Genomic DNA, 13534 nt, shown 5'->3' with positions numbered 1-13534 from the left:
CCGCCGCCCTCAGTGTTTACCGAACGCGACACGATGACGGCGGAGCAGCCGTCGGACCGCGAAGCCTTTGCCAAGGCGCGCACTTGAACCCACCGGAACCGCCCGGCCTCGCGGTGCAGTTCGGGGTTCAAGAAGCGGGGAGAGCGCTGAAAAGCGCGCGGCCACCGGCCCGCGCGGCACGGAGCTAGGCCTGCGGATCCTCGCGGCGCGAGGTGAAGCCGAGCAATTGGTCGAGCGCCTCGAATGTCACTCTCGAATCTGTGCCGAGTAGAAGCGGCATCCCACTCAACTGAGGGATCCCAATTGACGTGGGAATCGTGACCGTCGTGACAATCGCATCGGCGGAAAACTGCGGCGACAGCAAATCCATCACGGTTGCCTGCGTAACGTTCACGTCAATCTTGCGAACGTCGTAATGCGCCTCGATGCGCTTGCGGATCACCGAGGAGGTCGCCACCCCGGCGCCGCACACAACCGCGACATGTTTCATCAGGACGCGAGAACCTCGTCGAGAATTTCCTCGGCTCGCTCAGGCGAGCAATCCTCTGCAAGCGCAAGCTCGGAGGTGAGAATCTGGCGAGCCTTCGAGAGCATTCGCTTCTCACCCGCGCTCAAACCGCGGTCCTGATCGCGGCGCCACAGGTCACGAACGACCTCGGCAACCTTCTTGATGTCACCCGAGGCAAGCTTCTCCACATTCGCCTTATAACGGCGCGACCAGTTCGTGGGCTCCTCAACATAAGGCTGGCGAAGCACCTCGAAAACCTCTTCGAGGCCCTTTTGGTCGACGACATCGCGCACGCCCACCATGTCAACATTCTCCGCGGGCACCTCAATGGTGAGATCACCCTGCGCAACCTTGAGCTTCAGGTACTTCTTGACCTTGCCCTTGATGGTGCGCTCGTTGACTTCTTCGATGAGCGCCGCACCGTGGTGCGGGTAGACGACTGTTTCGCCGACATTAAAATTCATGAGTTCAGGTCCCTTTCGTCCAGCATCCATTCTAACATCCACGTGTGTGCTATATTTCGCCGCCACATCATTGGGCGGTGACGCCCGAGTGTGGGGTAGTCTGTGAGGGTGCTGCTAGCGCGGCGGTTCCCCCTCCGGGTGGGCTCTTAGTCCCGGCCGGGAAGTCCCGCTTCGCGACGCAAACCATTACGTCATCGACAACTACGTGACCTCAAAATCGCAGGAGTCAGAGTGAAACTTCGTCCCCTCTCCCGCGCTGCCGCGCTCATGGGCATCGCCGCCTTCAGCCTCAGCGGTTGTGCCTATTTCAACCCGACGCAAACCCACCACTTCTACCAGCCGGCAGAGGGCGCCCTCCTCAACTTCACGCCCGAAGGTGCCTCGAAGCCCGTCGGCGTCCGCAATCTCCTCGCTGTCAAAGGGGCGAACGGCGTACAGGTCACCGGCGCAATCGTGAATCAATCGACCGAGGATTTCACCGTCAGCCTCGCCTTCGTCGAGGGTGCTAACGGCGGCGCGAGCATCAACGTGCCCGCCGGCGAAACCATCAAGATTGGCGGCGAGGGCGTCGACCCCATCCAGGTCACGACCTCGAAGAAGCCGGGTGACAACCTTTTCGTCGATATCACCGTTGGCAACGAGACGCAGCGCCTCACCGTGCAGCTGCTCGACGAATCCCTCGAATACCTCGCGCCTGAAAAGTAGTCGACGCTGAATTCATGTGGCGGCCCCGCATCGCGGGGCCGCTCACTTTTAATTCGAGTGCATCCTGGTCCCGCGGTTTGACCTAGGTTCCTACTGGCCCCGCGTTTTTGCCTTGGGTGCCCGCTTGCCCTGCGTTTTTGCTTTGGGTGCATCCTGGCCCTGTGTTTTTGACTCCGCGCTGGCACTGTATGCCTCGCGTTCTTTTTGAAAGTGGTGAAAAACGGCGTCAACTGCCCTCTTTTTTGGCTTCAAGTGGCTGTTTTTCACCACTTTGGATCTGTGCGCGAGTGGCGGGAACGGAAAAGGCAGAGGCGAAGAAAAGAGGCAGAGGCTGAGGCAACAGGTGCCGAGAGTCAAAAATGGAGGTGAGCGCTGGAAGCAGCGAGGAATCAGGCCAGGACCGGCGACGAATCAGGCAAGCAGCGACGAATCAGGAGGGCAAGGAAGCAGCTGGGGAGTGAAGATGGCAAAAGCCCGGCCCCCATGAGGCCGGGCTTCCATTTGAGTAGTCGCTATTTAGCCGCGGTTCGCGCGCGGGCGACGCGCCACGAGACGCTCCGCCCCCGACTGTGCGCCCTTCTTCGCCACCTGCTGCAGACCCGAGATGACAACGCCGGACAGGATCGTGAAAAGGGCGACCTTCCAAGCATCGACGTCGTCGTACTCGCTCGTCATGGCCTTGATCTCGGCCTTCGAGGCGCCATCCTTCTTTGCCTGCTTCTGGCGAGCCTTGAGGTCTTTCTTTGCCTGCTTCTCGAACTTCGAGTCAGGAACTTCCTCGTCGAAAGCGCGATGCCAGCCGGCCTCGAGCGCCTTCTTCGCGAGGATCGACGTTCCAATCCCGGCAACCGTCACGATAGCGCCGACCAGGGGATTGCTGGGCTTCGAGGGCATAGGAACTCCTGTCGCTGTTGATGCGGGTACCGCCACAGGTTACCGGGAGAATCTGGAACGAGTTAGGGTTCCGACGGTTGCCCAGCCCCCGGTCAATTCTCGCTTTGTACCCCTCGCAAGTTTCCAAGTGGTGATTTTTAGCCACCTCACGTGCGATATCGAGGGGATAAACACCGTTTTTCACCACTTTGAAAAAGAAGAGGTGAGGAGGAAGGAAAGCAGGGGAGGAGGAAGGAGAGCGGGGGAGGAGGGGCGGGTGAGGAGGAAAGACAGCGGGTGGGGAAGAGGGGAAGAGGGGAAGAGGGGGAGGCATGAGAAGGAAAAACGGTGAGTGGGGGCGCGGCTGGTGGGGGTGTGGAGTAAGCGGGTAGCAAAAGCGGGGCCCCGGCCAGAAGCCGGAACCCCGCTTTTTACTGAAAGACTGAGCGCCCAGGAGTGCGGCGCTGCTAAGGAATCGCCTAGCGGATCAGAACTCGTCGACGTCCGTGTGTGGGTTGTGCGAGTCGAGCGAATCGCCTGTCACGAGGAACACCACGCGGCGCGCAATCGATACGGCGTGGTCGCCAAGGCGCTCGTAGAAGCGAGCGAGCAGCGCAAGGTCAACGGACTCCTTGACGGAGTAGGAGGCGTCGTCGGCGGAGAGCGCGGCGTAAACCTCGTCCATGGCGCGATCCACGTTGTTGTCGCGCTCCTCGATGACGGCGGCGAGGGCTATGTCGTAGCTCTCGAGGACCTTCCCGGCATCGTGGACGGCGTTGAGGCTGAGATCGGCGAGCGTCTCGACGGTCGGCTTGAGATCAGCCGGGATGACCTCGTTCGGGTGGCGGCGGCGCAGCACGAGCGCGATGTGAGCGGCGAGATCGCCCATGCGCTCAAGCGACGCGCTCATGCGGAGTGTGGCAACGACCGTGCGGAGGTCCGTAGCGACGGGGGACTGCGTCGCGAGGACGTCAATGGCCTTCTCGTCGAGCTCCGCCTGGAGATCGTCGATCTCCTGGTCGCGGACGATGACCTTCTCGGCGAGCGCGAGGTCGCCGGTGAGCAGCGCCTTCGAGGCGTCCTCGAGTGCGGTGGCGACGAGGGAGTTCATCTCCATCAGGCCATCGCGCAGGACCTGAAGTTCATTCTGGAATGCTGCACGCATCGGATCGTCCTTTTCTCTAGGGGCAGTAATGCACCTCCCATTTTCCCGGTGGGAAGTGAATGTTGGCAAACCCCAAGGTGAATAACCAGGAAACGAAATTGGGTTCGATGGGGCGCGGGGAGCCGTCGGACCCCGAGACCGAGTACCCTGGTGGGGTGAATTCCGTTGCTCTCCTCTTTGTCGCTGCCGCGTGCGGCCTTGTGGCGGGAGTTGTGGCGACCTACGCGGCGCTGCGTGGGAGCCGGCCTGTGCCGGAACCGGCGAAGCCGGTTATCCCGGAGCCCACCTCCGAAGTGCTGTCGATCCTCTCGAGCGCGTACGTACTGCTCGATTCGAGCGGCGACGTCCTGCGCGCCTCACCCCTTGCCTATAGCTATGGCCTCGTGCGCACCACCGGCGGAGACTACCCGCGGCTCGCGCACCGTGATCTCATCGACATCGTCACCCAGGTCTCGCGCCAAGGTGGCTTCCGCGAGCAGATGCTGACGAACGAGAAAACCACCCGCTCAGATCTCAACACGCCCACTGTTGTGAGCGTGCGCGTGGGCGCGCTCAGCAGCTCACGGCGAATCCTCGTGCTTGCCGATGACCTCACGAAGCAGTCCCGCGTCGAAGAAACGCGTCGTGACTTTGTCGCGAACGTCTCGCACGAATTGAAAACCCCCGTCGGCGCCTTAACGCTCCTCGCGGAAACGATGGAGGACGCCGCAGATGACCCCGAAGCCGTGCGCCGCTTCGCGAGCCGCATGCAAACTGAATCGCGGCGCCTCTCGCTCCTCGTCCAGGAAATCATCGAGCTGTCGCGCGTGCAGGGGGCGCAATCTTTTGCCGACGCCTCCACGGTCGACGTCGACTCCGTGGTTGCCGAAGCTGTTGCCCTCAACCAGAACCTCGCCTCGGGCCACGGCATGACGATCCAGTCCGGTGGCACGCAAAACCTCGAGGTTTTCGGAAGCTCGACGATGCTGACCACGGCACTGTCGAACCTAATCATGAACGCGATTACGTATTCACCGCCGAACACCCTCATCGGCGTATCGACCCGCCGCCATAACGGCATGGTCGAAATCTCCGTGAAGGACGAGGGGATCGGCATCTCGCCCGAAAATATGGAACGCATTTTTGAGCGTTTCTACCGCGTGGATAAGGCACGCTCCCGTGCGACCGGCGGCACCGGCCTTGGCCTGTCGATCGTGAAGCACATTGCGAGCAACCACGGGGGCGAAGTCACAGTATGGTCGAAGGAGGGCTCAGGTTCGACGTTCACGCTTCGAATCCCCGAGCTCGCCGACGATTCACCACGGGATCTGCCCATTCACACAGGAGAATAGGAAACATGGCACGCATCCTCATTGTTGAAGACGAGGAGAGTTTCTCGGACGCGCTCAGCTACTCGCTGCGCAAGGAGGGATATGAGGTCGCGGTGGCAAATACCGGCGACCGAGGGCTCGCGGTGTTCCAGGTGCATGGGGCTGACCTCGTGCTTCTCGACCTCATGCTTCCCGGTATGAGCGGCACTGATGTGTGCCGCGAGATCCGCAAGACGTCGAGCGTGCCCGTTATCATGCTCACCGCGAAGGATGACGAGTTCGATAAGGTTCTCGGTCTCGAGCTCGGCGCCGACGACTACGTGACGAAGCCGTATTCGTCGCGCGAACTTCTCGCTCGCATCAAAGCCGTTCTTCGCCGCGGCGAGCAGCAGAAGGCACCCGGCCAGGACAGCGTTGAAGACGAGGCCGTGCTGACGGCCGGCGGGATCGAGATGAACGTCGATCGGCACGTGGTGCGGGTGCGTGGCGTGGATACGCCGCTTCCCCTCAAGGAGTTCGAGCTTCTCGAGATTCTGCTGCGCAACGCCGATCGTGTTCTCACGCGCGGCCAGCTCATCGATCGCGTGTGGGGCTCAAACTACGTGGGCGACACGAAAACCCTCGACGTGCACATCAAGCGCTTGCGCGCGAAGATCGAGGTCAATCCGAAGAGCCCGGAGCTCATCGTGACGGTGCGCGGCCTCGGCTACAAGTTTGAGTCGCCCGCGGAGGCCTAACCCGTCGGAGCGCTTACGGTTTTTGGTAGGCGAACTCCCACACGAGGCGCCCAGCCGCCGTTGCCTTCTTCTCGAAGGCGGTGCGCACGCGCCCGTCGAACCGCGGCGCAAACCCCTCGTTCGGCATTGCGTCGCTCACCGAGTCAGACGCGGTGCCCTCGGGCCTCGGCCCTGACGGGTGGAGGTTCACGAGCAGCCCCTCGGCCGCGACGGTCTCGAAAGCGGCGTGCTGGTGCTCGGCGTAGTCAGCCCAGTCGGTCGCGGTGCGAATAATTCCGCCCGGCTCGAGGAGCGTCGTGAGGGCCCGCAGGAACTCGGGAGAGACCAGCCGACGCTTGTGGTGTTTTGTTTTGTGCCACGGGTCTGCAAAGAAGATCCACACTTCACGGATCGATTCGGGCCCGAGAAGCGTGGGCAGGGAGTTCTCGGCGTCGACCTCGAGCATTTTCACGTTGCGGGGCAGGCACAGGCGCTCGAGGTGGAGCATCGTTTGGGCAAGGCCCGGCTTGTACACCTCGAGGGCGAGGAAGTTTTCGCTCGGGCGCGAGGCCGCCGCGGCGGCGATGCAATCGCCCTGCCCGGAGCCGATCTCCACGATGAGCGGGTTCGCATTCCCGTACAGTTCCGAAACGGACAGTCGCACGGAAGGGTCGGCGAGAGTCGAGCGGGCCCCGCGCGGAACGTCCACGACGTACTGAGCGGCATGCGCCTGCCACGCGCGCTCCTGGGCGGCGTTCAGACGGGAGCCGCGACGCACGAAGCTGACGACCTCGCGCCGAACTCGCCCGTCGCTCGTGAGATTCGAGGCCTCAGGCACGGGTAACCTTGCCGTCGGCGACCTTAAGGGCCACTTCGGTTAGGGGCTTCTCGGCGGGACCGCCCTTGACGTCTCCCGTTTGAGAATCAAACGTCGAATCGTGGCACGGGCAGTGAAGCACGGGCCCCTCGGGGTTGAGGGCGCAGCCCTGGTGCGTGCAGTATGCCTCGAAGCCGTGGAGGTCATCGCCGCTTCCACGGACGACGGCGACGAATGCCTTTTGCCCGCCGAAGTTCACGATGGTCGTCTGGTTTTCGGGAAGGTCCTCGAGGGAAACGGCGCCCGAGTCATCGACCTGGACTTCCTTTGCCTTGAGGCCACCGCGATCCGGGCCACAGCCGGCGAGGGCAAGCGCGGCAGCACCGGTCAGACCGAGCGCGCCGAGATCACGTCGCTTCACGCACGGTGGCAGCTCACTGGTGGGCTCGGCGGGAAGATCAGCACGGACGATGCGCGGTTTCATGGCTCTCTTTCGATGAAAAAACAGGGTCCGACGCCTGCCGGGCAAGCGTCGGACCCCAATTTTATCCCCCGGACCCTAGCCTTCGTGCTCCTCACACGCCGCCTCCGGGTACTCCCACGGCGAGTTCGGGTCGGGCACGGTCGAGGTGATGAGGGTGCCGTCGGCGCGTGAATCGCCAACGTAGTGCGCCTCGATGTCGCCGTCCTGGAGGATGGGGCCCTGGCCATGGAGAGGAACCCTCACGCTCTCGTTCGTGATGCGGACCGTTTCGCCGCGCACGCTGACCTCGAGCTCCTCGCCCTCGTCGAGCGTGAAGGTGATGTCGCCCTTCGTGATCCGCACGGTGAAGCGGCTGCCGCGCACGGTGAGAGGGAACTCAAGGGCGGGCCATTCATCGGGCAGGCGCGGGTCGAAGCTGATGTCGCCGTCGTTGAAGCGCATGCCGCCAAAGCCTGCGACGAGGCCGTTCCACACGCCGCCCGCGGAGGCGATATGAACGCCATCCTTCGTGTTTTTGTGCAGGTCGGCGAGGTCAACGTAGAGGCCCGTGAGGAAGTAATCGAGGGCGAGATCCTGGTGGCCCACCTCTGCAGCCATGATCGACTGGACGACTGCGGACAGGGTCGAGTCGCCGGTCGTGATCGGATCGTAGTACTCGAAGTTCGCCTTCTTGTGCTCGGTCGTGAATTCGGCACCGCGCAGGTAGGTCGCGAGGACGACGTCCGCCTGCTTGATGACTTGGAAGCGGTAGATCACGAGCGGGTGGTAGTTGAGCAAAAGCGGGAAACGGTCGGCCGGGGTGGACTTGATGTCCCACACCTCGCGATCGAGGAAGCGGTCGTCCTGGGGATGGATGCCCATCGTTTCGTCGAACTCGATGTACATGCCTTCGGCGCAGGCCTGCCACTCGTCGATCTCGCGCTCGTCGAGGTCAATTTTTTGCACGAGCGCGCGGTAGGCCTCGGGGAGGCGTTCGCGCAGATCGAGCAGTGTGCGAGCGGCCCGCTCGAGGTTGTATTTCGCCATGACGTTCGTGAACAGGTTGTTGTTCACGACCGTCGTGTATTCGTCGGGCCCGGTCACGCCGTGAATATGGAACGTCCGCTCGCCATTGGTACGCCAGAAGCCAAGATCGGCCCACATGCGCGCGGTCTCCGCGAGGACTTCGGCGCCTTGGAGGTCGAGGAAGCTCGTATCGCCCGTGATGTCGTTGTAGGTGGCGAACGCCCACGCGATGTCCGCGTCGATGTGGTACTGCGCGGTTCCGGCCGCGTAGTAGGCACTCGCCTCGTCGCCGTTAATGGTGCGCCACGGGAAGAGGGCGCCCCGCTGGTTGAGCTCACGGGCTCTCTCGCGGGCCGCATCGAGAAGGTTCACGCGGAAGCGCAGGGCATTGCGTGCCCATTCCGGCGAGGTGAAGGTGAGGAACGGGACGACATAGATGTCGGTATCCCAGAAGTAGTGGCCTTCGTAGCCGGAGCCTGTCATGCCTTTCGCGGGGACTCCCGCTTGGTCGGCACGAGCGGCGGCTTGTGCGAGCTGGTAGATGCACCAGCGGGCCGCCTGCTGCACGGCACTTTGGCCCTCGATGCGGATGTCCGAGCGTTCCCAGAAGCGTTTGAGGAATTCCCGCTGTGCGTCGTGGTAGTTCTCAAGCTTGTGCTTGTGTACGCGGTCGAGCGTGCGGCGGCATCGATCCTGGAGCTCGCGCACCGGCACACCCGGTGCAAAGTGGTAGGCAACGGCCTTCTTGACGAGGAATTTCTCGCCCTCGGGCAGTTCGCCACGCATGATGAATCGACCCATGTCGTCGTCGATTTTGACGAGGCTCTGGAAGTCGATTTCCGTCTCGACTGTGTGGTCGGCGGCAACGCCAACGCCGATTCCAGAGTGGGCGGTGCGATAGCCCATGAGCACGCGGTCGCCGGAGGCGTGATTGTCTTCCGGGATCAGCACGCGCGTGTCAAACGACGTGGTTTGCCGCGGATCGTACTTGTTCTCGCCGGCACGCGGGGCCGTCGCGGGCGCGGCATCGACGTTGAGGTCCTGGCGGTTGATGATTTGGGAAGAGATCGCGATCGGGGCGCTTCCCTTGACCATTTCGACCTCGAGGGACATGAGCGCGAGGTGGCGGTCGGTGAAGCTCACCATGCGGCTAGAGCGCACGCGCACCTGGGCACCGCTCGGGGTGCGCCACAGAAGATCGCGGCGCAGAACGCCTTCGCGGAAGTCGATCCAGCGCTTGTATTCGAGGAGGTCGCTCGTGGAGACGTTGAGCGGTTCATCGTCGACGTAAAGCTTGATGACGGTCGAATCGGGTGCGTTCACGATGGTCTGCCCGGTCTTCGCGAAGCCGAACGCGTTCTCGGCATGCTTGATGGGCCAGGTTTCGTGGAACCCGTTGAGGAACGTGCCGTGACTTGCGACGTCGCGGCCCTCCTCGGGCGTGCCGCGCATGCCGAGATAGCCGTTGGCGGTCGCGAAAATCGTTTCGAGGAAACCGAGCTGTGCGCCGGGGCGCGACTCGACGAGCTGCCATTCATCCACGGGCAGGTGGACCCTGTCCATGGGGTCGGCGGAGACTTTATGGATGCTCATGCCAGCTCCTTGAGGTCGTCAACAACGATGGTGGCGCCGGCTTCGGCGAGCGCCTCTTGGCCCACGCCGCGGTTAACGCCGATGACGGCACCGAAGTTGCCCGCGGCCCCGGCCTGCACGCCGCTCGTAGCGTCTTCAAGCACGACGGCTTTCTCGGCGGGCACGCCCACGAGCTTCGCGCCATAAAGGTAGGTGTCGGGGGCGGGTTTGCCCTGGATCGAGTGTTCGGCTGCGACGTTGCCGTCCACGATCACCTCGAAGCGTTCGAGCAGTCCAGCGGCCTTCAGCACGGTGCGGGCATTCTTCGAGCTCGAGACGATCGCGATTTTCGCAGTTTCGGGCAGCGAGTCAAGGAACGCGAGCGTGCCGGGATACGGCTCGACCCCTTCCTGCTCGAGGATGTCGAGCACGAGGGCGTTCTTGCGGTTACCGAGGCCGCAGACGGTCATGGCGGCGGGGGCGTCGTCGGGATTTCCTTCGGGCAGGTTAATCCCGCGGGAGGCGAGGAAACTCCTCACGCCGTCGTAGCGCGGCTTGCCATCCACGTACGTGAAGTAGTCCATGTCGGTGTATTTGGCCTGCCCCTCGTAGTCCACGAGCACCTGGTTGAACATACGACTCCAGGCTCGCATGTGGACGTCGGCGGTGGGGGTGACGACCCCGTCGAGGTCGAAAAGGTAGGCGTCAAAGCTAGCCGCGTTGAAGGAAGCGGCGGGCGTGGGATCTTGGGGAGCGTTCGTCGCGTTCTCAGTCACGGAATAACTGTAGGTGGCGGGGCTGAACGGTGTCGCACAGTTTCGTCGAGTGGTGTGGGGTTTTTGAGTTTTCTCTCCCGCTACCCCTCGCTGAGCACGTCTTCTCGGCCGATTCCATCCTCGTAGCGGGAGGCGAGGATGGCGCGGGCAGCGTTGGCGGCAGTGATGTCGGCGCTCGCGGTCGGCGCGTACGCGGCGGGCGTGCGCTGGACGGACGCGGGCCCGGGTGCCACGAGTATCGGCGGGTGCAGGAGAAGCGTCGTGTCCAGACCCGAGAGCCGCACGAGCTCGAGGGCACGGCGGGCAGCCAGCAGGGATGGGTCTGGTGTTCCGACGGTTGCCCACGCTCGCGTTGCTCTTTCGGCGAAGGAGCGTTCGCGGCGCGGAGCTTCGGCCTCGCGCGTGCCGTGCACGGTGCAGCGGAGGGCATCGAGTGGCGCCGTTGCGATGAGCCGGCGAATTCCAGCGCGCCGCATCGCGCGAACAGTGCTGGCGGCGAGCTTTTCGGCATCCTCGTGGGCCTCGAGAACGAGGAAGACCGCTGTTGCGCCGTGGAGTCGAGCGGCGTACTCCTCGAGGTCGTCCGGGATCGCCGCGTAGGTGATCGCGCGCGAAAAATGCGTGAGGCGTTCGGGCTGGGCGCTCAGCGCCACTACATCGCCGCCGTTTCGAAGGGCGAGGTAGGCCTCGCTCACGAGAGCGTCGCCGAGGGGGCTCGCGGCGTCAACGATCGCGAGTGCTTCGCGGGGCTGGGGTGTGCTCATGGGCGGAACCTTTCTTCGCGGTAGAGGCGCGAGGGGAGGCGCCGGAATGCGGGAGCGGGGGTTGTCCCGCGGCGAGCCCATGGATCTCTTTGGCGCCCGACCCCCTTCTTGGAGCCGCATCACTTCCCCATATCGAGATAGTTAAGCGACATCATCAGCCTACTCATGGAGAGTGAGCGATGCTGTCATAGCGCTAATGCACTAAGGAGGGGTCTGCGTGAGAGCGCAGAGAATCGTGGGGCGGCATTCGCGATGAGTCCCGCGTTGCATTCGAGGTTAGCTGTCGGGCGAGAGCCGTGCGCGCGCTGAGCGGGGTCGAAACCCCCACAAGGTCTATGCAATCCGAGGGGGAAGGGGGAGATGGAGCGGGTGACGGGAATCGAACCCGCGTAATCAGTTTGGAAGACTGAGGCTCTACCATTGAGCTACACCCGCGAGAAGCGCCCGAGCGCTTCAGGGATCTATATTGCCACATGCCGCGCCCTTGCCCAAGGCGTGGACGTGCGGCGTGAGGAATGTATCTCGTCACATCGCGCGAGTGATGTCGCAGCGCCCTCAGGTGGCGGCGGGTAAACTTGGCTGGGTTGCCATAACGGCTTTTGCGGTTCGAAGGAACGTTGGCTGGTGTGGTGGACCGGGATGTAGCTCAGCTTGGTAGAGCGTCCGCTTTGGGAGCGGAAGGTCGCAGGTTCAAATCCTGTCATCCCGACGTCGCAGGGGCCGCCACGTGGCGTGGCTCCGGTTACCGACTTTGAAATACGAGAACTACTACGAGGAGACTTGCACGTGAAGACTGCAGTCGAGAAGCTGAGCGCGACCCGCGTGAAGCTTAACGTTGAGGTTCCTTTTGAGGAACTGAAGCCCGCGATCGATCAGGCCGCGAAGAAGATTGCCAAGGATGTGCAGCTTCCCGGCTTCCGTAAGGGCAAGGTTCCCACGTCGCTCATCGAGAAGCGTTTCGGTAAGCCCGCGATCATCCAGGAAGCCGTGAATGACGCGCTTCCGGGCTACTACCAGCAGGCCGCTGCCGAGGCCGAACTCAAGCCGGCAGGCCGTCCTGAAGTTGAGGTCAAGGAAGTTCCGGGCCTCGACGGCTCGGAAGAGGGCAACCTCGTGTTCGTTATCGAGCAGGATGTGCGCCCGGAGATCGAACTTCCCACCTTCTCCGACCTCGAGATCGAGATCGAGGAGCCCGTCGTTGACGACGACGCAGTGGAGATGCGCCTTACCGCGCTGCGCGAGCGCTTCGGCACCCTCAAGGGTGTGGATCGCCCCGCTGAGGACGGCGACTTCGTGTCGATCGACATGGTCGCGAAAATCGAGGACGAGCAGATCGACACCGTCGAGGGCGTGTCCTACAACATTGGCGAGGGCAACATGCTCGACGGCCTCGACGAGGCCCTGATCGGCCTTTCGGCTGGCGAAACCACGACGTTCACCTCGAAGCTCGCCGGTGGCGAGCGCGCCGGCGAGGAAGCGCAGATCACCGTGACCGCTCAGAGCGTGAAGGTGCGCGAGCTTCCCGAGGCTGACGACGAGTTCGCTGAACTCGCCTCCGAGTTCGACACGCTCGATGAGCTCAAGGCGGATCTCAAGGCTCAGGCCGAGAAGGACGCCGAGGGCAACCGCGTCGCGCTCGCCCGCAACGCGCTTCTCGAGAAGCTTCTCGAGGACATCGAGATTGAGGTTCCCGAGCAGCTCGTCAAGGACGAGATTGAGGCTCACCTCGAAAACGAGGGCAAGACGGCGGATGACCCGCACGGCGAGGAAATCAAGGACGACACGGTCAAGGCGATCCGTGCGCAGTTCCTCCTCGATGCGATCCTCGAGACGCGCGAGGTCGAGGTGGGCCAGGAAGACCTCATGAGCTTCATGTCCCAGATGGCCGCGCAGTACGGCATGGACCCGAACACGTTCCTCCAGGCTGTTGCGCAGGGCGGTCAGCTCGAGCAGATCTTCGGCGAAGTTCAGCGCTCGAAGGCGCTTGACGACGCGCTTGCTGAGGTGACGGTCAAGGCTGAGGGCGGCAAGGTTCTGGATCTTGGCCTTTCGAAGGGTGAGGAGTCCGACGATTCCTCGGCCGACGAGGATGCCAAGGCTGAGGGCGAGAAGAAGCCCGCCAAGAAGGCTGCTGCCAAGAAGCCCGCCGCGAAGAAGACGACCGAAAAGAAGTCCGCGGACAAGAAGACCGCTGAGAAGAAGCCGGCCGCCAAGAAGGCCCCCGCCAAGAAGGCTCCGGCGAAGAAGGCCGCCACCAAGAAGGCTGCCGAGGAGAAGAGCGAAGACAAGTAGTCTCGCACCATCCCTTAAGGGCGCGGCCCCTCATCGCGAAAGCGGAGGTGGGGCCGCTACCCTTTTAACAGCGCGCGGCGCCG

The 13534-nt window shown here is 63.1% G+C and carries 14 protein-coding genes and 2 tRNA genes; 6 read left to right on the top strand and 10 right to left on the bottom strand.

Features of this window, described 5'->3' with window-relative positions; genetic code table 11:
- Nucleotides 1–184 precede the first annotated feature (184 nt).
- Nucleotides 185–490 carry a PTS sugar transporter subunit IIB gene (locus tag HMPREF1484_RS00800; protein WP_016663107.1) on the bottom strand — a complete coding sequence of 102 codons (306 nt, stop codon included), beginning with the start codon at nucleotides 488–490 and terminating at the stop codon, nucleotides 185–187.
- Entirely contained in the window at nucleotides 490–972 is a 483-nt protein-coding gene (locus tag HMPREF1484_RS00795; RefSeq protein ID WP_016663106.1) for a CarD family transcriptional regulator, read from the bottom strand. Before HMPREF1484_RS00795 ends, HMPREF1484_RS00800 begins: the two co-directional genes overlap by 1 nt.
- Before the next feature lie 231 nt (nucleotides 973–1203).
- Here HMPREF1484_RS00795 and HMPREF1484_RS00790 point away from each other — a divergent pair, with 231 nt between their 5' ends.
- Nucleotides 1204–1677, top strand: coding sequence for a hypothetical protein (locus tag HMPREF1484_RS00790; protein ID WP_016663105.1), 474 nt, complete (start codon nucleotides 1204–1206; stop codon nucleotides 1675–1677).
- A 516-nt stretch (nucleotides 1678–2193) separates the two neighbouring features.
- Here the strand turns inward: HMPREF1484_RS00790 and HMPREF1484_RS00785 are convergent.
- Nucleotides 2194–2571, bottom strand: coding sequence for a DUF4235 domain-containing protein (locus tag HMPREF1484_RS00785; protein WP_016663104.1), 378 nt, complete (start codon nucleotides 2569–2571; stop codon nucleotides 2194–2196).
- Nucleotides 2572–2698: 127 nt separating this feature from the next.
- Here HMPREF1484_RS00785 and HMPREF1484_RS11385 point away from each other — a divergent pair, with 127 nt between their 5' ends.
- Nucleotides 2699–2902, top strand: coding sequence for a hypothetical protein (locus HMPREF1484_RS11385; RefSeq protein ID WP_147594859.1), 204 nt, complete (start codon nucleotides 2699–2701; stop codon nucleotides 2900–2902).
- Between the two features lie 135 nt (nucleotides 2903–3037).
- Here HMPREF1484_RS11385 and phoU read toward each other — a convergent pair whose 3' ends face one another.
- A complete protein-coding gene (gene phoU, locus HMPREF1484_RS00780; protein WP_016663103.1) occupies nucleotides 3038–3715 on the bottom strand; it encodes a phosphate signaling complex protein PhoU in 678 nt (225 codons plus the stop codon).
- 59 nt (nucleotides 3716–3774) lie between these two features.
- Here phoU and HMPREF1484_RS00775 point away from each other — a divergent pair, with 59 nt between their 5' ends.
- Together HMPREF1484_RS00775 and HMPREF1484_RS00770 are read left to right on the top strand one after the other, a co-directional pair.
- Nucleotides 3775–5046 (top strand): cell wall metabolism sensor histidine kinase WalK, encoded by a 1272-nt coding sequence (locus HMPREF1484_RS00775; RefSeq protein ID WP_016663102.1) that lies wholly within the window; start codon nucleotides 3775–3777, stop codon nucleotides 5044–5046.
- A gap of 5 nt (nucleotides 5047–5051) precedes the next feature.
- Nucleotides 5052–5762: a response regulator transcription factor gene (locus tag HMPREF1484_RS00770; protein ID WP_016663101.1), complete on the top strand. Its 711-nt coding sequence runs from the start codon at nucleotides 5052–5054 to the stop codon at nucleotides 5760–5762.
- A gap of 13 nt (nucleotides 5763–5775) precedes the next feature.
- On the opposite strand, the gene trmB is transcribed toward HMPREF1484_RS00770, so the two are convergent.
- The 6 genes from trmB to HMPREF1484_RS00740 all read right to left on the bottom strand — a co-directional run bounded on the left by trmB (nucleotide 5776) and on the right by HMPREF1484_RS00740 (nucleotide 11594).
- The gene (gene trmB / locus HMPREF1484_RS00765; RefSeq protein ID WP_016663100.1) at nucleotides 5776–6579 is read right to left on the bottom strand and encodes a tRNA (guanosine(46)-N7)-methyltransferase TrmB; all 804 of its coding nucleotides are present in this window, start codon (nucleotides 6577–6579) and stop codon (nucleotides 5776–5778) included.
- Nucleotides 6572–7042 (bottom strand): ubiquinol-cytochrome c reductase iron-sulfur subunit, encoded by a 471-nt coding sequence (locus HMPREF1484_RS00760; RefSeq protein WP_016663099.1) that lies wholly within the window; start codon nucleotides 7040–7042, stop codon nucleotides 6572–6574. The genes trmB and HMPREF1484_RS00760 overlap by 8 nt, the downstream gene beginning before the upstream one ends.
- Before the next feature lie 75 nt (nucleotides 7043–7117).
- Nucleotides 7118–9640, bottom strand: a complete 2523-nt coding sequence (locus tag HMPREF1484_RS00755) for a glycoside hydrolase family 65 protein (RefSeq protein WP_016663098.1) — start codon at nucleotides 9638–9640, stop codon at nucleotides 7118–7120.
- Nucleotides 9637–10395: an HAD family phosphatase gene (locus tag HMPREF1484_RS00750; RefSeq protein ID WP_016663097.1), complete on the bottom strand. Its 759-nt coding sequence runs from the start codon at nucleotides 10393–10395 to the stop codon at nucleotides 9637–9639. The genes HMPREF1484_RS00755 and HMPREF1484_RS00750 overlap by 4 nt, the downstream gene beginning before the upstream one ends.
- Before the next feature lie 80 nt (nucleotides 10396–10475).
- The gene (locus HMPREF1484_RS00745; RefSeq protein ID WP_016663096.1) at nucleotides 10476–11159 is read right to left on the bottom strand and encodes an NAD(P)H-binding protein; all 684 of its coding nucleotides are present in this window, start codon (nucleotides 11157–11159) and stop codon (nucleotides 10476–10478) included.
- Between the two features lie 361 nt (nucleotides 11160–11520).
- Nucleotides 11521–11594: transfer RNA gene (locus tag HMPREF1484_RS00740), tRNA-Gly, on the bottom strand.
- 200 nt (nucleotides 11595–11794) lie between these two features.
- On the opposite strand from HMPREF1484_RS00740, the gene HMPREF1484_RS00735 reads away from it, so the two are divergent.
- Nucleotides 11795–11868: transfer RNA gene (locus HMPREF1484_RS00735), tRNA-Pro, on the top strand.
- 77 nt (nucleotides 11869–11945) lie between these two features.
- Nucleotides 11946–13451 carry a trigger factor gene (gene tig, locus HMPREF1484_RS00730; RefSeq protein WP_016663095.1) on the top strand — a complete coding sequence of 502 codons (1506 nt, stop codon included), beginning with the start codon at nucleotides 11946–11948 and terminating at the stop codon, nucleotides 13449–13451.
- The last annotated feature ends 83 nt before the right edge of the window (nucleotides 13452–13534 follow it).

This window comes from Dermabacter sp. HFH0086 (assembly GCF_000413375.1).
Taxonomy (GTDB): Bacteria; Actinomycetota; Actinomycetes; order Actinomycetales; family Dermabacteraceae; genus Dermabacter; species Dermabacter hominis.
This window is presented reverse-complemented; position numbering and strand designations above follow the sequence as displayed.